Source organism: Marinobacter maritimus (assembly GCF_007671675.1).
GTDB lineage: Bacteria > Pseudomonadota > Gammaproteobacteria > Pseudomonadales > Oleiphilaceae > Marinobacter > Marinobacter maritimus.
In genome coordinates, this window is sequence record NZ_VCGW01000007.1 from 61,926 (window position 1) to 79,766 (window position 17,841).

Sequence of the window (17,841 nt, forward strand, 5' to 3'; positions counted from 1 at the left end):
GTAAGCGGCTATGGCTGCTTACCGATAGTTTGCGAGAATGGCGTTCAGTTCGCCGTTCTCGCGAATACGCGCAAGCTCAGCGTTGAACTTGTCTGCAAAAGCCTGGCTTTCCTTGCGCAGCATCACGCGGAAACCGTAGGAACTTATTCCCCCGGACGAGATCGTAAACCGCCCCTGCAATCCTTCGTTTTTCAGTATCCACTTGCCCACCAGTAGATTGACTACTGCCGCGTCAAAGCGATCACCGTGAAGTAAAAAGATAAACATGTCTCTTTCCCGGGAAACGTCGAAACGCTTGATCGCACCAGACTCAAAGTGCGGTTCCAGCGCCGGATACATGTAACCGAGGTGGGTTACTAACGTTTTGGAAAATAGATCTTCGGGTGAATGGTATGTCTTACCGGCGTCTTTGGGCGTAAAGAATACTTCCTGAACCTCCACAACCGGTTCTGTAAACAGGAATTTTTCTGGTTGGTGTGTCCATTCCTCAGCCCGTGAGGTGCCGTCGATATAGCCATCCAGCAACATCTGGTCAACGCGTTTGCGGGGAACCTGTTTTGCAACAATCTGGTACCCAAGGCGCCCCGAAATCAGCGCAACCACGTCCCACATAATACCGGAGGGTTCATTCTGACCCACGATCATATAGGGCGGATAACCATTCGGGGAGATGTTGAATCGAAATACCTTCTGGTTGCTCTCGGGGGATGCGCTTGCGCACAACGATAAGGCGAGCAAAGAGAGCGCGCAGACAAAGCGGCTTGAGGAATCGGTGAACCAACGAAGTTTTTGATGCTTCATCAAAAGAGACTCGCTGCGGGGAATGCTGTCCTTGAAAGAACTGATCCGGCTCTATTCCTGCCAGAAAAACCAATAATGTTACCCGGTTGGCCGACAAATTCAAGGATTTGAAAGTAATGTTCTGTGACCAAAAAAAAGGCCCTGTTAAGGGCCCTGTTCGCTGAACTCAGGTGTTTCAGGCCCAGGCGCGCTGCAGAACCGCACGGGCGTCCTTCAGAGTTACCTCTTTTGGATTGAACATGATGGAGCCGTCGTCCAGAGCCATTTCCGCAATAGCGTCGAGTTGGTCTTCGGTCACCTTGTCTGTTTCTTTCAGTGTGCGTGGCAGCTGACAACGCTTGTAAAGCGCGTCCCGTAGCTTACGCAGAGCTGAAATGCTGGCCTCCGCGCGGCGGCTGGCAGGCGTGGCGGCGTATATCTCAGGCCCTTCCAGATACAGCAGCAGCTCGCCCAGCGGCTCGCGAATAGTTTCAAGGTTGTACTCAAGTACGTAGGGCAAATACAGGCTCATGCACATGCCATGGGGCAAGTGGCAGATAGCGCCAGTAGCGTGGCCAAGGGAGTGCACCAATCCAACCATGGAGTTGGAAAACGCAATGCCCGCCATAGTGGATGCCTGTGCCAGTTCCAGCCTGCCGTCGTTGTCTTTCGGGTTGTCCATGACCTGCAGCAGCGACTGGCTGACTTTCTTGATCGCCGCCGTGGCGTAAGCATCACTCAGCGGATTTTTTGCCATGCAGGTAAAGGATTCAACCGCGTGGGTCATGGCATCCATAGCAGTTGCTGCCGTAATGTGGGGCGGTAACGTCAGCGTCATGCGCGGGTCGATAATCGCCGCGTTGGGCAGCAGGAAAGATGAAGAGAAAGGCAGTTTTACGCCTTTTTTCTCGTCTGTAATCACCGCAACAGAAGTGACTTCCGAACCGGTTCCTGCGGTTGTGGGCACGACAAAGAACGGCTTGAGCGGTTGCTTGATCACGCCAGCACCCGTGTATTTGGCAATGTCCGTACCGCCTTCAGAAACCAGAATATTCACCGCTTTGCCGGTGTCGATGGCTGAGCCACCCCCAATGGCGATAATGGAATCGCACTTTTCCTTACGGTAAATAGCGGCGATATCACGAACGACAGTCGTTGAGGAATCCGGCGGCACATCGTCGTAAATGCTGATGATGTCCAGACCGCTCTCTTCGCAAGCTGCGATCACGGGGTCCAGCAGGCCCGCGGCACGAACGCCCTTGTCGGTTATGATCATCGGGCGCTTGGCCGCCAACCCGGTCAATTCGTAAGGAATATGTTCAAGGGCGGCTTTGCCGGCAATAACCTTAACCGGGCAGAAGAACTCATAGTAAGTGTTGGTCATTATGCTCTCGCTGACTGGACAAAGTGAGTGGCAACCTTCAGGTAAATTTGGGCGGCACTGATCAGTTTTTCCGGGAGTTGAAGATTTTCCGGGTATTCTTTCACTGCGCGCTTGGCAATGATCTTCGGCAGAATGAAGGACTCAAGCCGGTTGAGCACGCGGGTCATACGCACTGCATAGCTCACATCGCCATCTACCAGCATGCGGTCGTTGGCAAATGCGACGGAGGTTTTCTCCTGGAACGACAGAACCAGAAAGGCGTGAGCAAGATGTTTGAACCGGATAGAAACATCCACCGGTCGGGGAGCCGAATCGCCATGGTAGTGGAAGCGGCCTTCGCCGACGTGTTCCACAATCAGTTTCGAGCCGTCGGGCATCACCATCATTTCAAACAGGAACCCTTTCGGCAGCGCTTTCGCTTCTGCTTGCACCTCGCTATCAACCTCACTGACCGCCTGAAGAGCCCGCCCCATAACCTGGAACATCAGCTCTACATACAGACGTCGCGCCTGAGAGGCCATAGGCTGGATACGTTTTGCTAACATGTCCTTCACCTGAATCTGGTTATTGATATCTGATTTTTAGAGTTATTGCTCTAGAAGTCAATGTCCATAATGACGTTAAATCTGTGCTTCACCTGCGAACTAATGACCGCAAATGAAAAAAGGCCGAAATCTGCTGGATTTCGGCCTTTTTGGACTTATCATTTCCGGGCTTTACTGGGTAAGCGCGGCCAGCTTTTGCCGGGCCTCTTCAGCAACAGCGCCAGTGGATTCCGCTGCTGTGCTGTAATAAGCGACGGCTTCCTTCAGGTTGTTTTCTTTCACCGCAATGTCTCCCAGGCGCAGGAAGGCAATTGAAGTGGGTACGACCTCATTGGCCCGCGACAGATTTTCCCGGGCTTTATCGAGATTGTTGAGCTTCAGTGCAGACAAGCCGTTGTGCAGGCGGTACATAAACATTTCGGGGTACAGGGACACCGCCTTGTCGAAATCAGCCGAGGCCTTGTCATGTTTGTCTTGTTCCTGATAGATGCGCCCGCGCAAGGAGTAGAACATGGCCTCACGGGGCAGCAATTTGATGGCCTCGTTGACTTTATCAAGCGCCGCGCTCATATCGCCATTCGAGGCAAGCTCCATGGCCTGGTCGTGGGCATCGTAGGCGGGCTGAACCGCGCGTAGAGTAGCGGTTTTCTTTTTATAGACGTCTGCTCCGCGGTAGCCACCGGCGCCTATCTCCGCGACCAGTTCGCTGTTTTCCCGAACACGCTTGGCTGAAGGTGGGTGAGTAGCAAAAAGGCCATCTACAAATCCCGCTTGCTGGCCCTTGGACAGCTCCAGAAAAATCTCCTGAAGTTCCACGGCCGCTTGTGGATCGTAACCGGCTTCCTTCATATAAATAATGCCGTAATGATCTGATTCCAGTTCGTCTCCCTGGCCGTATTGCGCCAGAGCAAGCTGTGCCCCCACCGCAGCGCCACCCATAAGCAGGCCAGCCCATTCATTATCCGAAAGCGCAAAACCCAAACCAGCCACGCCAGCGCTTATCAGCATCCCTTGTTGCATGCGTTGAACACTGTGTCGCGCGGCCGCATGAACAATCTCGTGCCCAAGTACAGAAGCAAGCTGTGCCTCATCGTCAAATTTGGTCAGCAGGCCCCTGTTCACGGCAATCTTGCCCCCGGGAAGTGCCCAGGCGTTGGGGACACTGCTGTTCAGAACCACGAATTCGTAGGGTAGGTCGGGGCGGTCACTCACCTTGGCCAGCTTCTGGCCAACCTCTCTGACATATAGCGTCAGCTCAGGATCTATGTAGAATTGCCCGCCCTGAGTCTGTTGAGTGGGCGTATACTGTTCGGCACCCATGGCGAGCTCCTGACCTTCTCCAATCAGGGAAAGCTGCCTCTCGCCGGTTACCGGGTTTACAGAGCACCCGACAAGCAGCAGCATAAGCGCCATAACCGGGAAATAGCGTAGCAAGACGGCGTTAGTCACTCTCGACTCCTGTAATTAAATGGCAGAAACGTATAATTGCACGGCTGCAGCCGGCTTTAAATACCGGCGGCGCAAAACCAACACTCGAACCACAGGTTTGCTTTGAATGGACGATAAAATCCGAGCCGACCGGGTAACCCGGTTTATCGAAACACTCAACCAGGCCAGAGAGCTTGGGTTGTCTGTTATAGAGACCACCGAGTTTAGCCTGACCCTGTGCCTTCCATACAGTGATCGCATCATCGGCAACCCCGATACCGGCGTTATTCACGGGGGCGCTATCACAACACTGATGGACACCACATCCGGCTCGGTCATGCTGGGCGCCATGGATGTTTTCGAGCTGTGTCCAACGTTGGACTTGCGGGTCGACTACATGCGCCCAGCCGAGCCACGTAAGCCCGTGTATGCCCGCGCCGAAGTTTACAAAATGACCCGCAACATCATATTCACCCGATGCGAAGCCTATCAGGAAGGTGGCGAAACCGTCGCAAACTGCGTGGGGACCTTCATGCGCATCGGCCCCGACGCGCTGCCAAAAGCCTATCGCGAAAAAATCACTGGAGGCCCGGTATGACCGATCCGGAAATTCTGCGCTACACCCGCGACACCGGTGATTTCTCCCGATTGATCACCAGCATTCCCTACGCATCTTTTATCGGTTTGCAATGTGATCAGTTCGGCGATGACCTCATCTTCCGCCTGCCAGCAAAAGACCAAAATCTGGGCAACCCGATCCTGCCGTCCATCCACGGCGGCGTGATCGGCGGCTTCATGGAACTGTCAGCTGCGATTTACCTCATGCTGGCTCAGGAAACCATCCGCATGCCGCGCATCGTCAACTTCTCCCTGGATTACCTGCGCGCCGGTCTCGACCGCGAAACCTACGCAGAGTGCCAGCTCACCCGCCAGGGAAACCGCGTAGCAAACGTAATGATCACCGCCTGGCAGAAGTCTCGCTCCAAGCCCATCTCGACCGCACGAGCGCACTTCTTGTTAGAAGACTAATCCGCTTTCCACTCCGGGGCTTGAAATGCCCCGGCACGCCCCCACTTTTCCAGCATGACTAGTTCCCAAGTCGGATGACGCGGGAGCGAAGGGCTTTCCAAAACCGTACGGAGCCAAGGGTGAAGAGCGAAAGCTCTTCACGGGCTGGCCAAGGACGGCCAGCCCAGGACTTTCACTGCGACGCAGGAGCAATAAGCAGTGAAAGGTGGAGCCGAGCGTACACGGACGTATTAACAGCGTGTTTTGGAAAGCCCTTCGCTCTCGTGTCCCCCCGCACATGTTCCATGCAGGAGAGACAATAAATGACGGTTGAAACGCAAAAAGAAACTCTGGGTTTTCAGACCGAAGTAAAGCAACTACTTCACCTGATGATCCATTCCCTGTACTCAAACAAGGAAATCTTCCTCCGCGAACTGATTTCCAACGCATCTGATGCCGAAGACAAACTGCGCTTCGCCGCACTGAAAGACGACAGCCTCTACGAAGGCGACTCAGAGCTGCAAATCCGCCTCGACTTCGATAAAGAAGCTAACACCATCACCCTGGCCGACAACGGCATCGGCATGACCCGTGACGACGTGGTACAGAACCTCGGCACCATCGCCCGCTCAGGTACCGCAGAATTCCTGCAGCAGCTCTCCGGCGACGAAAAGAAAGACAGCAAACTGATCGGCCAGTTTGGCGTTGGCTTTTATTCCGCCTTCATCGTTGCCGACAAAGTAGACGTATTCACTCGCCGTGCAGGCGCGCCCGTGGAAGAGGGCGTGCACTGGCAATCGGCCGGCGACGGCGAATTTACCATCGAGCAGGTTGCTCGCGAAAAACGCGGCACCGAAATCGTTATTCACCTGAAGCCAGACGCCACCGAATTTGCTGACGGCTTCCGCCTGCGCAACCTGGTGAAGAAGTACTCTGACCATATCTCCTTCCCGGTAGTCATGAAATCCGAGCCGACCGAAGAAGGCGAAGAGAGCAAAGACGAAACTGTTAACGACGCAACAGCGCTGTGGACTCTGCCCCGTACCGAAATCAAAGACGAGGAATACAAAGAGTTCTACAAGCACATTGCGCACGACTTTGAAGACCCGCTGACCTGGTCCCACAACAAAGTGGAAGGCAAGCTCGATTACACCAGCCTGCTGTACATCCCGGCCCGCGCACCCTTTGATATGTACAACCGTGACGCGCCCCGTGGCCTGAAGCTTTACGTTCAGCGCGTATTCATCATGGACGACGCAGAGCAGTTCCTGCCGTTGTACCTGCGCTTTGCAAAAGGCGTGGTGGATTCCAACGATCTGTCACTGAACGTCTCCCGCGAGATCCTGCAGAACGACGCCACTGTGGACAGCATCCGCACTGCTGCCACCAAGCGTGTGCTGGATATGCTCTCAAAGCTGGCCAAGAAAGATGCCGATGCCTACCAGAAATTCTGGGGCGAGTTTGGCGCTGTGCTCAAAGAAGGCCCGGCGGAAGATTTCAGCAACCGCGAAAAAATCGCCGGCCTGCTGCGCTTTGCGACCACACTCACTGGTGAAAGCACCCAGAATGTGTCTCTTGACCAGTACATCGAGCGCATGAAAGAAGGTCAGAACAAGATCTACTATATCACCGCTGATAACTTCATGGCCGCCAAGAGCAGCCCGCATCTGGAAGTCTTCCGCAAGAAAGGCATCGAAGTGCTGATCCTCTCTGATCGTATTGACGAGTGGATGATGGGTTACCTGAACGAATATGACAGCAAGTCATTCCAGGACGTTGCTCGTGGCGATCTTGATCTTGGTGAAGTGGAAACCGAAGAAGACAAGAAACACAAGGAAGAAGCAGCCGAAGAGCATAAAGACTTGCTTGAACGCATCAAAACAGCACTCACTGACCGGGTTCAGGAAGTGCGGGTAACCAACCGCCTTACCGATTCACCGGCGTGTCTGGTAACGGGCGACTTTGATATGGGCGCCCAGATGAAGAAGATCATGGAAGCGGCGGGCCAGAAGGTTCCGGACAGCAAGCCAATCTTTGAAATCAACGTGGACCACCCGCTGGTTCAGCGCCTTGAAAGCGAGAAGGGCGATGAGCGCTTCAACGAACTCTCTGCAGTGCTTCTGGATCAGGCTACATTAGCCAGCGGCGAACAGCTGCAGGATCCGGGCGCCTACGTAACCCGCCTGAACCGTCTGTTGCTGGAATTGGCTAACTAAGCCCTATGCACCAGATTATTGTGGACATAAGCATCAGCCCTGACGAGTGGATAAAACTCTATCAGGGCGTTGCTACCGATGTTCATACCACGGCCCGGGACGGACGCTCAGTCCGTTTCCCGGGCCGTATCCTCTCCAGGTTTTACCTCCAGGACGGCGTGCGGGGCAGCTTCCGTATTCTGTTCGACGATTCCGGCAAGTTCTCCTCCATCGAAAGACTTTGAGTCTCTGTTATCGACCCTGCCTGCGATCGATAACCAAAAACTTTCACATCTTTATTTTTAATTAATTGTTTTTGGTATGACCCACGGGACTAACCTGATCCTGTAGAAGGCGATTCTTGCCAATGATTCAGGAACAGGAGAATGGTATGTCTCAAAACAATACAGGCGGCAAATGCCCCGTGATGCACGGTGCAAACTCTACCGGAAGTCGTAACGTCATGAATTGGTGGCCAGAAGGTCTCAATCTCGACATCCTCCACCAGCATGATCGCAAGACCAACCCGCTGGGTGAAGACTTCGATTATCGTGAAGAAGTCAAAAATCTCGATTTCGATGCAATCAAGAAAGATATGCACGCGCTGATGACAGACAGTCAGGATTGGTGGCCGGCAGACTGGGGCCACTACGGTGGTCTTATGATCCGTATGGCATGGCACTCGGCGGGTACTTATCGTATTGCAGATGGCCGTGGTGGCGGTGGCACCGGCAATCAGCGCTTTGCGCCGATCAGTTCCTGGCCGGATAACGTCAGCCTCGATAAAGCCCGCCGTTTGCTGTGGCCGATCAAGAAGAAGTACGGTAACAAGATCAGTTGGGCCGACCTGATTATTCTGGCAGGCACAGTGGCCTATGAGTCCATGGGCCTGCCGTCCTACGGCTTTTCATTTGGCCGGGAAGACATCTGGCACCCGGAGAAAGACATTTACTGGGGCTCTGAGAAAGAGTGGCTGGCGCCGTCAGATGAGCGTTACGAAGATGTTGATAAGCCAGACACCATGGAAAACCCGCTGGCAGCCGTGCAGATGGGCCTGATCTATGTAAACCCTGAAGGTGTGAACGGTAAGCCTGACCCGATCAAGACAGGGGAGCAAGTACGGGTAACGTTTGCCCGTATGGCGATGGACGATGAAGAAACGGCAGCCCTTACTGCTGGCGGACACACGGTTGGTAAATGTCACGGTAATGGCGATGCGGGTGCGCTTGGCTCCGAGCCAGAAGCTGGCGATGTGGAAGAGCAGGGCATGGGCTGGAGCAACCCTAATATGAAGGGCAAAGCCAGTAACGCGGTGACTTCGGGTATCGAAGGTGCCTGGACCACGCATCCGACCAAGTTTGATATGGGCTATTTTGACCTGTTGTTCGGCTATGAGTGGGAACTGAAGAAAAGCCCGGCTGGTGCGTGGCAGTGGGAACCCATTGATATGCCGAATGAGGTCAAGCCAGTTGATGCCAGCGATCCTTCCATCCGCCACAACCCGATCATGACCGATGCGGATATGGCCATGAAGAAGGATCCGAAGTACCGGGCCATTTGTGAAAAGTTCATGGCTGATCCCGAATACTTCAAGGACTGCTTCGCCCGAGCCTGGTTCAAGCTGACTCACCGTGATCTGGGGCCGAAAGCCCGTTACATAGGCCCGGAAGTACCAGCCGAAGACCTGATCTGGCAGGATCCGGTACCGGCAGGCAGCACGGATTACTGCGAAGAAGTGGTCAAGGAAAAGATTGCCGAAAGTGGCCTGAGCATCGGTGAGATGGTCAGCACGGCTTGGGACAGCGCGCGAACCTACCGTGGTTCAGACATGCGCGGTGGTGCCAACGGCGCCCGTATTCGTCTGGCTCCCCAGAAAGACTGGGAAGGCAACGAACCAGTGCGCCTGGCGAAGGTGCTCAAGGTGTATGAGCAGATTTCAGCTGACACCGGCGCCAGCGTGGCCGATGTCATTGTTCTGGCCGGCAGCGTGGGTATCGAGCAGGCTGCAAAAGCCGCGGGCTACAACATTCGCGTTCCTTTCCTGAAGGGCCGTGGCGATGCCACTGACGAGATGACCGATGCGGATTCTTTCGAGCCGCTGGAACCGGTTGCAGATGCTTTCCGCAACTGGCTGAAAAAGGATTATGTGGTCAAAGCGGAAGAGCTGATGCTGGACCGTGCTCAATTGATGGGCCTGACAGCACCGGAAATGACCGTTCTCGTTGGCGGCATGCGCATGCTTGGAACCAATTACGATGGAACCAAGCACGGGATCTGGACCGGCCGTGAAGGTCAACTGACGAATGATTTCTTCGTTAACCTGACTGACATGGGCAATAGCTGGAAGCCCGTGGGCAACAACCTCTATGAGATTCGTGATCGCAAAACCGATCAGTTGAAGTGGAGCGCGAGCCGCGTGGACCTGGTGTTCGGTTCGAACTCGATCCTGCGCTCTTACGCTGAAGTCTTTGCCCAGGACGACAATCAGGAGAAGTTCGTCAAAGACTTCGTTGCTGCCTGGACCAAGGTCATGAACGCGGATCGTTTCGACGTACAGAAATAAGTCGATAGCAACAGGCCGTGCACGCCCATAAGGGAGTGCACGGCTACCAACTTCCCGCCAAATTCCTTACAATCCGCTCCGCCTGATTTTTGATCAGCTGTATTCTGATTTTCTCTTTCAGCCTCTGGAGCCCTCATGCGAATCATCCTCGCCCCGATGGAAGGGCTTGTTGACGCACCTATTCGTGAAACGCTGACGAAAGTTGGTGGTATCGACCGGTGCGTAACCGAGTTTATTCGCGTGACCCATGGCATGCTGCCACCCCGGATTTTCTACAAGTATGCGCCAGAGCTTTATAACCGGTCCCTCACCCAGGTAGGCACACCGGTCGCCGTTCAGCTCCTGGGTTCCGATCCGGAACAGATGGGCCGGCATGGGCGCAAGGCGGCGGAGCTTGGTGCTACTCAAGTGGATATCAATTTCGGTTGTCCGGCGAAAACAGTGAACAAGCACAAAGGTGGTTGTGTGCTGATGCGAGAGCCGGAGTTGATGCATGAGATTGCAGCGACTGTTCGCAAGGCTGTGCCCGCAGGGATTCCGGTTACCGCTAAAATGCGCCTGGGGTATGACGATCGTTCCATGGGCGTGGCCTGTGCGCAGGCGCTGGAAGCTGCCGGGGCGGAAGAGATCGTGATTCATGCGCGCAGCAAGGTTGATGGTTATAAGCCGCCGGCGTACTGGGAAGAAATCGCCAAGGCCCGGGAAGCGGTGAAGGCCAAAGTGATTGCCAACGGCGAGATCTGGACGGTTGCGGATTACTGGCGTTGCCGTGAAGTGTCCGGTTGTGAGGATGTGATGATCGGCCGTGGCCTGATCGCAAGGCCGGATCTGGCACGCAATATCAAAGCCAGCCAACAGGGCGTTGAGGTTCCAGACATGACCTGGCCAGAGGCGGCTGCGCTGGTTCGGGAGTACGCGGAAGTGTTGCAAGGCTGGCTTGAAGACAAGTATGTGACTGGTCGCATCAAGCAGTGGATGAACTTCCTGCGGCAAGGCTTTCCCGAGGCTGAGGCCATCTGGCAGGATGCCCGTAAAATCCGTGAAGTGGCACCAATGCTCGCCTGCCTGGAACAAAATGCAGCCCCATCACGGAGCGCTATTCGGGCAGCCTGAAGCTTACGTTTTCTGATCATCTCTCCCTTGCCCTCCCTGATTGCGTACTACACTGGTACAGAGTTGTCCTGTGTTCGTAATGACTGTGGCTGGTAAAAACAAAACCACATGGAGGGATCTTTGATGTTCAAAAAAATGAAATCCGGGGCCGTTAAAGGGCTCGTGAGTGGGGTTTGCCTGTCGCTGGGGCTGGTGTCCGGCGCAGGTGCTGCAGACGGTGATGTAAAGGTCACGCCTTTGGGAAGCCATGATGGCGAGTTCTGCCCACTGGATCGGGCCATGGTGTTTGAAGACCCCAACGGTACTCGCATTCTTTACGATGCTGGCCGCACTGTTGCTGGCCCCGATGATCCCCGCCTTGGCAAAATTGACGTAGTGCTGGTGTCGCACATGCATGGCGACCACCTGGGTGATCGTCGTATCAAAGAAACCAACGCCGGTAGCTGTGGTGGGCCGGAATTCCCAGTGGTCACTCTGCCGCAATCCAACACCGTGGATATTGCGGTAAAAAAACAGTCGAAAATTGTTACCGGCAGCGAAATGCCGGCATTTTTCGCCGCCAAGCTTGAAGCGGCCGGCGGCGATTCAGCCAACTCCATGCTGGTGCGCTTTGGAGCGGAGCTTAATGTCGGTGGTGTGGCCATTACGACTGTGCCAGCAGTTCACAGCAACGGGGTTTCTCCGTCGTTTCTCACCGGCCCGCTGGCGGAGTATCTGAAGGCCGCCGGCGTTGGCGCGAGTGTCGGGCCGCCGACAGGCTACGTACTGACGTTTTCAAATGGTCTGGTGGTTTATCTCTCCGGCGATACCGGTATTACGGCCGAGCAGAAGCTGGTGGTGAACGACCACTATGGAGCAGAGCTGGTGGTGATGAATATTGGAGACAACTACACCACCGGGCCCAAAGAGGCGGCCTACGTGATCAATGATTTGATCGATCCGAAAGCCGTCATTGCCTCCCATGCCAATGAGCCAGCTACATCCGGTGGAGAGCTGAAGCAGGGTACGAAAACTGCCTTGTTCAGGGATCTGGTAAAAGTCCCCATGCACGTTCCATTGAGCGGGCGCACCATCGCCTTCAACGGCGACGGTGGCTGTACGGCTGGGTGTGACTGATATCAGCTTTCCATGTCCGGTTTATAGCTTCCGGAACAGGCGGCACCGCAGAGTCTGGCCCGCTTGAGCATGGCATGCTGGACAGCCTGCGCGTTATCCAGCATGCCGGCCCAGGCTTTCTGAGCCGGTTCCTGCAGCGCACGGCCGTAGGAAAAGCTCAGGATCCACGGATGCTGTCCAAGGCTGTTCATTGCGTTCAGGTTGAGGGTGGCTTCTTCGGGGGTTTGGCCTCCAGAAAGAAAGTTGATGCCCGGAACGGCCGCTGGCACAACCCGCCGGAGAACTCGCAAAGTGGCTTCGGCCACTTCCTCAGCCGAAGCTTTGGCGCACTCATTTCCGGGCGTGACCATGCTGGGCTTCAGAATCATCGCCTCCAGTTGCACGCGGTGGCGGCGAAGGGCGTTGAACACCTCTGCAATCACGGCTTCGTTCACTTCTGCAGAGCGCTCGATGGTATGGCCGCCACTAATCAGCACTTCCGGTTCCACAATAGGCACAATGCCTACGGACTGGCAGAGCGCGGCATAGCGGGCCAGCATTTCGGCGTTGGCTTCCAGCGCCTGGCGTGAGGGCAGGGTGTCGGAGATGTTGTAAACAGCCCGCCACTTGGCAAAGCGGGCGCCCTGGCTCTTGTAGATTTCCAGCCGGTCGTCAAGGCCGTCCAGACCATAAGTTATTTCATCCCCCAGCGCATTAACCAGCGGCTTCTTGCCTTTGTCGACTTTAATGCCCGGCACAATGCCCTGGCTTTCCAGCAGTTTGGGGATTGACACTTTATCCAGGCTGCTCTGGCCAAGAGTTTCCTCGAAAAGAATCACGCCGCTTACAAATTCCCCAAGCTCGGGCGTGGAGAAGATCAGGCTGCGATATTCCCGTCGCTTGTCTTCCGTGGATTCCACACCAACCGCTTTGAAGCGCTTTGCGATGGTGGGGTGGCTTTCGTCGGCAGCGAGAATGCCCTTGCCGGGTTGAACGAGATCCTGAATCGTTGCAAGCAGTTCGTTTTGAATACTCATGGAAGCTCCTTTCAAAGGGTGTGTGTCATGGTGTATTGCGGCTGTGTTATCCCATCAGTGTAGTCCGTTCAGCCGGTGCGGCCGGCGTGGTATGGTCATAATTTGATCTGAGCTAAGGCAATCATGGGGACATTGGCTTACGCTTGTTAAAACTGGGGCACGTCAAGGACAAAAACCGGGTATGAAAACTGTAATCAGCGTAAGCCAAGGCTCATCCGAATACGATTACGATCTGGAAACCGAGTTCCTGGGGCACTCCTTCCGGGTTATTCGCGCCGGTACCGACGGGGATCTCGCGCGCGCTGTTGCGCTCCTGAAGACGTATCATGAGCGAGCAGACGCCTTCGGACTCAGCATGGTCTCCGATCATTATCAGGTCGGGTCTGTGAAGCTGGAACATCCGGATACTGCCAAGCTTGAAGCCTGTATTCCAGACAAGCCGATAACGAGCGGATCAGGCCTGCGGGGTATTCTTCAGGAGTGGGCGGTGCGCCAGACCCAATCAGAGCTGGGGCATTTCTTTGATAACGCCCGGGTCCTCTTTCTCAATGGGCAGGCCGGTTACCGGGTGGCCAAATCGCTGTCCGAGCATACGGACAACCTGTTTTTTGCCGACCCTTATATGGATTTCGGCGTGCCACGGCTGCTTACCTCGCTCAAACAGCTTGAAACCTACAGCTCGTTAACCGCGCCGATCATGTTTCGCCCATCCGCCGTAAAGACGGTTGAAACCATGCTCCGCACGCCGCTGTATCGCCTTGGGGAGGGTTTGATAAAAGGCTCCCTGCATCAGGCTGTGAAAGATGCCCACGTAATTGTTGCCCACATGGGCGATCTGGCCAACTTCACCGCCAAGGAGCTGGATGGCAAAACCGTTATCACCTCCCGCGTATCGGAAGAGGCTATGGACTGGATGCGCTCCCGCAAAGTGGCGATGGTAGTGGATTACAGCCCGTGGCTGGAAGGACGGCCCGTGGGTGTAAATGTGATGGAAGCCATGATCAGCGCGGCGCTCTCACGCACCCCGGAGCAACTGGGTGCAGATGACTATCTTAATGTTATCCAGTCTCTGGGTATCGAACCCCGAATTCTCTACCCGAACGGCTATCGCCGGATAAACCGCTTTGCCTTTGTGATTCATCCTCTGTCCCAGCAATACCTGACCAAGACAGCGCCGCTGGACTGGGTTGCCAGCGTGTCGCCGCCGATGGTGATGAACCTGGTGGAAAAGGCCGTGGCGTATGCGCCACCGTTTATCTATTCCAAGGTTACCGGCATCAAGTCGCCTACTGGGGACGAAGCGGAAGGCTGGTTGATTACCGTAGGCGGCACGCCCAAGGAAATCATGGCTCACGATCCTGAATTTACCTACACCCGGTTGCTGGCCGCCGCCAATCTTGCGAAAAAGCTGGGCGCACAGATTATGGGCCTGGGTGCCTTTACCAAAGTGGTCGGAGATGCCGGCATTACCGTTGCAAAGCGGGCGCCGCTTCCCATTACCACCGGCAACAGCTACAGCGCCTCAGGGGCTCTTTGGGCCGCCAAGGATGCGGTAGAGATGATAGACCGCGCAAAAATTGGCAAAAACGGGAAAATGACTGGCAAAGCCATGGTCGTGGGTGCAACTGGCGCTATTGGTTCAGTCTGCGCACGTCTGCTCGCCAAAGCGGTGGATGAGATCTACCTGGCGGCGCCGGAGCCCGCGAAACTGCTGGCGCTGAAAGAAAGCATTGAACAGGAAACTCCGGGTGCCATCGTACACGTGGCAGGCTCCGCCGACCGCGATATCGAAGACATGGACATGATCGTGACCGCCACCTCCGGAGCGGGCAAGCGTATCCTGGACATCACCAGGGTAAAACCCGGTTGCGTGATCACGGATGTGGCCCGCCCTCTGGATATACCGGCGGAAGACGTAGCCAAACGCCCTGATGTGCTGGTGATCGAATCCGGAGAAGTTCAGTTGCCCGGTAACGTGCACATGAAAAATATTGGCCTGCCCGAAGGCGTGGCCTATGCCTGCCTGGCGGAAACCATCGTGCTGGCCCTGGAGGCGCGCTTCGAGAACTTCACGCTTGGCCGTAACATCGAGTGGGAAAAGGTTCGGGATATATACAAGCTGGGCCTGAAACACGGCATGACGCTGGCGGCCATCTCTGGCGTGAACGGCGTATTCAGCGAAGAAGACTTCGAAAGAGTGAGGGTGTTGGCGGCAAAACGTGATGCGGGGGAAGCCGTCGAAACGTAATCAGGCGCCGGGCACCCGATTATCGCAATTGGCTATCCTTACTGCCTCGGCGGTTGATGCCACCAGACGCTGATTCCTGTTTTTCCAGCGCCGCCTGGCAATTTACGCACAGGCGGACGCCGGGAATGGCGTTGCGCCTTGCCTCTGGAATAGGGCAGTCACATTCCTCACAGAATTCAGCGCTTTCACCCGAGCCAAGCCGGCTGCGCGCCTCTGCTACGGCATCTTCTACACTGGCATCGATCTGATCCTGCACTGCCCCATCGCGGGCCCATCCACCAGCCATAACGCTGCTCCTGTGAAATGCTCAACCTGTCGCTTGCCTTCAGCATACCAAAGCCGCAGTGATCGGGCTAAAGTAGTGCCTCGTACCAGTCAACGAGTGTAATGAAAACGGCAATGCCAACTCGTCATCCCCAGTGAGAAAAGGAAGCAGAATGCTCGCAAGAAAGAAGGCACAGCGCCGCGGTGGTAAATGGCCGCTGATAACGGCTTGGCTCGGTTTAATTCTACTGATTGTTGCAGGTGTGATGATGGCTGCAGCCGGGCCAGCCTACAGGGCTGAGTTAATTGAACTGGGAACATCTTTCACATGGCTGCGCCAGGGCGCACAGCTGGCGTTGGGTGCTGCAGTGCTTGGCCTGATAACCGTGGTGTTTGCCGGCATACTTCGGCGCTGGCGTCCGGCTCTTGTGGGTGCCTTGGTAAGCGCAGCGGTTGTGGCTTTAGTCGCCATGCCCATGCAGATGAAACAGCGCGCCCAGAGTGTGCCGCCCATCCACGACATCACCACGGATATGAACAATCCGCCCGCCTTTACGCTGCTGGCTGCCGCCCGCGAGGAAGCACCCAATGCCGTGGAATATCCGGGAGCGGAAACCGCACGCCAGCAAAAGGCGGCATATCCGGAGCTAAAGTCCATTACCTTGGCCATGCCGATGACCCGCGCAATGGACGCTGCGAAAGCGACCGTACAAGCCCGCGGTTGGGAAATTGCAGGATCTACCGAAAACACCCTCGAAGCCACCGCAACCACCCGCTGGTTCGGCTTTAAGGACGACGTGGCGATTCGCATGACAGAAACCCAGAGCGGTGTGCAGGTGGACATGCGGTCAGCATCAAGGGTAGGGAAGAGCGATCTCGGTACCAACGCCGAGCGGATTCAGGCGTTCCTTGAGGATTTGGCGAAACAATGAAATCCACCCTGCGCCTTCGCTATCAAACCATTGAGTTCGGCAACGTGGACATTCACGTTTGCACGTTGCGTGATAATCAACAATTCGATGACCCAGACGACATCGCCCTAAAACTGGGTATTTCATCGGCGACCTGGCCGCTGTTTGGCGTTATCTGGCCTTCCAGCCTGGTGCTAGCCCATTGCATTGCGAATCATCAGACGACGGGTAAGAGGATTCTGGAAATTGGCTGTGGAATGGCGCTGTCCAGCCTGCTGTTGAACCAGCGAAACGACGATATCACGGCGACCGATTACCATCCTGAAGTGGGCGTTTTTCTGGAGCGAAACACACAGCTTAATCATGGCAAGGCCATCGGATATCAGCGGATTGACTGGGCTGATGACACCGGTGATCTCGGCTTGTTTGACATCATCATAGGCAGCGACCTGTTATACGAAGACGAGCACGTAAACCTGTTGGCAGATTTCATCCACAATCACTCCAATTCGACCTGTGAAATTATTCTGGTCGATCCGGGGCGGGGCAGGAAAAATAAATTCAGCCGGCGGATGGAAACCCACGGGTTCAGCTTTTCACAAGAGAAGCCGGAGCATACCGACTATCTGGAAAAGCCCTTCAAGGGCCACATACTCAGGTTTTGGCGGGATGGTGTGCAAAGCCCACCAGGCTCTCCGGTCAGCAACTGCTAATAAGCTGCTCCGCGCCTGGCAGGCATTAATGCAGAATTACTTGGCAGTGATGGTAGACATTACCAGCTTGCCGTCTTTCTTGATGGGGCCATCTTCTTTGGCGCCCAAGGTGTATTCGAAGGCGCCAGTTTTCATACCACCGTCTTCGGCGTGCACCATCAGCATCAGCATGTCACCGGACTTTACTTCCTCCGTCAGAATCGCGGATACGTCCATGTTTTCGCCCTTTTTCAGCGGCGCGTAACCAACGACAGGGCCGGGCTTCATAGTTTCACCTGTACGGTGCACAACCAGCCAGCCGTTAGCTTCAGCGGTGACTTTCTTCGCGGTGACAGTACCTTCTGAAACAGCTTGATCGTCGGCCCATACCTTGGCTTCGTGGCTACTGCCTGCCTGAACGATGCCGGTGGTTAGTGCGCCGGATACCAGAGCTGCCATCAGTGCGGTCGTCTTCAGATGCTTTTTCATTGCGTACTCCTTGCTGTTGGTTGCGCCCATCCTGTTGGATATGTTTTCGGATGTGCTACAGGCAGCTACGGGCGCGCAATGAAGGAGTT

The 17,841-nt window shown here is 55.3% G+C and carries 17 protein-coding genes; 10 read left to right on the forward strand and 7 right to left on the reverse strand.

Annotation, left to right across the window (positions count from 1 at the left end; all coding sequences use genetic code 11):
* Positions 1 to 18: 18 nt before the first annotated feature.
* The 4 genes from FFI90_RS18755 to FFI90_RS18770 form a co-directional block, all read right to left on the reverse strand.
* Positions 19 to 801 carry a substrate-binding periplasmic protein gene (locus FFI90_RS18755; RefSeq protein WP_144780290.1) on the reverse strand — a complete coding sequence of 261 codons (783 nt, stop codon included), beginning with the start codon at positions 799 to 801 and terminating at the stop codon, positions 19 to 21.
* A 175-nt stretch (positions 802 to 976) separates the two neighbouring features.
* Positions 977 to 2,164 (reverse strand): iron-containing alcohol dehydrogenase, encoded by a 1,188-nt coding sequence (locus FFI90_RS18760; protein ID WP_144780291.1) that lies wholly within the window; start codon positions 2,162 to 2,164, stop codon positions 977 to 979.
* The gene (locus FFI90_RS18765; RefSeq protein ID WP_144780292.1) at positions 2,164 to 2,709 is read right to left on the reverse strand and encodes a hypothetical protein; all 546 of its coding nucleotides are present in this window, start codon (positions 2,707 to 2,709) and stop codon (positions 2,164 to 2,166) included. Before FFI90_RS18765 ends, FFI90_RS18760 begins: the two co-directional genes overlap by 1 nt.
* 171 nt (positions 2,710 to 2,880) lie before the next feature.
* Positions 2,881 to 4,122 (reverse strand): M48 family metalloprotease, encoded by a 1,242-nt coding sequence (locus tag FFI90_RS18770; RefSeq protein ID WP_144780352.1) that lies wholly within the window; start codon positions 4,120 to 4,122, stop codon positions 2,881 to 2,883.
* 142 nt (positions 4,123 to 4,264) lie between these two features.
* On the opposite strand from FFI90_RS18770, the gene FFI90_RS18775 reads away from it, so the two are divergent.
* The 7 genes from FFI90_RS18775 (at position 4,265) to FFI90_RS18805 (ending at position 12,132) form a co-directional block, all read left to right on the forward strand.
* Positions 4,265 to 4,735 carry a PaaI family thioesterase gene (locus tag FFI90_RS18775; RefSeq protein WP_144780293.1) on the forward strand — a complete coding sequence of 157 codons (471 nt, stop codon included), beginning with the start codon at positions 4,265 to 4,267 and terminating at the stop codon, positions 4,733 to 4,735.
* Positions 4,732 to 5,166, forward strand: a complete 435-nt coding sequence (locus FFI90_RS18780) for a PaaI family thioesterase (RefSeq protein ID WP_144780294.1) — start codon at positions 4,732 to 4,734, stop codon at positions 5,164 to 5,166. The genes FFI90_RS18775 and FFI90_RS18780 overlap by 4 nt, the downstream gene beginning before the upstream one ends.
* Before the next feature lie 302 nt (positions 5,167 to 5,468).
* A complete protein-coding gene (gene htpG / locus FFI90_RS18785) occupies positions 5,469 to 7,361 on the forward strand; it encodes a molecular chaperone HtpG (protein WP_144780295.1) in 1,893 nt (630 codons plus the stop codon).
* Positions 7,362 to 7,366: 5 nt separating this feature from the next.
* Positions 7,367 to 7,585 carry a DUF2835 domain-containing protein gene (locus FFI90_RS18790; protein ID WP_144780296.1) on the forward strand — a complete coding sequence of 73 codons (219 nt, stop codon included), beginning with the start codon at positions 7,367 to 7,369 and terminating at the stop codon, positions 7,583 to 7,585.
* Positions 7,586 to 7,731: 146 nt separating this feature from the next.
* Entirely contained in the window at positions 7,732 to 9,903 is a 2,172-nt protein-coding gene (gene katG, locus FFI90_RS18795) for a catalase/peroxidase HPI (protein ID WP_144780297.1), read from the forward strand.
* Positions 9,904 to 10,038: 135 nt separating this feature from the next.
* Positions 10,039 to 11,016: a tRNA dihydrouridine synthase gene (locus tag FFI90_RS18800; protein ID WP_144780298.1), complete on the forward strand. Its 978-nt coding sequence runs from the start codon at positions 10,039 to 10,041 to the stop codon at positions 11,014 to 11,016.
* Positions 11,017 to 11,139: 123 nt separating this feature from the next.
* On the forward strand, positions 11,140 to 12,132 hold the full coding sequence (locus FFI90_RS18805; RefSeq protein ID WP_246123671.1) for an MBL fold metallo-hydrolase: 993 nt from the start codon (positions 11,140 to 11,142) through the stop codon (positions 12,130 to 12,132).
* A 2-nt stretch (positions 12,133 to 12,134) separates the two neighbouring features.
* On the opposite strand, the gene FFI90_RS18810 is transcribed toward FFI90_RS18805, so the two are convergent.
* Complete coding sequence (locus FFI90_RS18810) at positions 12,135 to 13,148, reverse strand: class I fructose-bisphosphate aldolase (protein ID WP_144780299.1); 1,014 nt, start codon at positions 13,146 to 13,148, stop codon at positions 12,135 to 12,137.
* Positions 13,149 to 13,329: 181 nt separating this feature from the next.
* Between FFI90_RS18810 and FFI90_RS18815 the strand changes: the two genes are divergently transcribed.
* The gene (locus FFI90_RS18815; protein ID WP_144780300.1) at positions 13,330 to 15,396 is read left to right on the forward strand and encodes a dehydrogenase; all 2,067 of its coding nucleotides are present in this window, start codon (positions 13,330 to 13,332) and stop codon (positions 15,394 to 15,396) included.
* A gap of 19 nt (positions 15,397 to 15,415) precedes the next feature.
* Here the strand turns inward: FFI90_RS18815 and FFI90_RS18820 are convergent, their stop codons facing one another.
* Positions 15,416 to 15,682, reverse strand: coding sequence for a DksA/TraR family C4-type zinc finger protein (locus FFI90_RS18820; protein ID WP_144780301.1), 267 nt, complete (start codon positions 15,680 to 15,682; stop codon positions 15,416 to 15,418).
* A 151-nt stretch (positions 15,683 to 15,833) separates the two neighbouring features.
* On the opposite strand from FFI90_RS18820, the gene FFI90_RS18825 reads away from it, so the two are divergent.
* Both FFI90_RS18825 and FFI90_RS18830 read left to right on the forward strand, forming a co-directional pair.
* Positions 15,834 to 16,592, forward strand: coding sequence for a DUF1499 domain-containing protein (locus tag FFI90_RS18825; RefSeq protein WP_144780302.1), 759 nt, complete (start codon positions 15,834 to 15,836; stop codon positions 16,590 to 16,592).
* Positions 16,589 to 17,284 carry a class I SAM-dependent methyltransferase gene (locus FFI90_RS18830; RefSeq protein ID WP_144780303.1) on the forward strand — a complete coding sequence of 232 codons (696 nt, stop codon included), beginning with the start codon at positions 16,589 to 16,591 and terminating at the stop codon, positions 17,282 to 17,284. The genes FFI90_RS18825 and FFI90_RS18830 overlap by 4 nt, the downstream gene beginning before the upstream one ends.
* Before the next feature lie 36 nt (positions 17,285 to 17,320).
* Here the strand turns inward: FFI90_RS18830 and FFI90_RS18835 are convergent, their stop codons facing one another.
* Positions 17,321 to 17,752, reverse strand: a complete 432-nt coding sequence (locus FFI90_RS18835; RefSeq protein WP_144780304.1) for a DUF7282 domain-containing protein — start codon at positions 17,750 to 17,752, stop codon at positions 17,321 to 17,323.
* Positions 17,753 to 17,841: the final 89 nt, after the last annotated feature.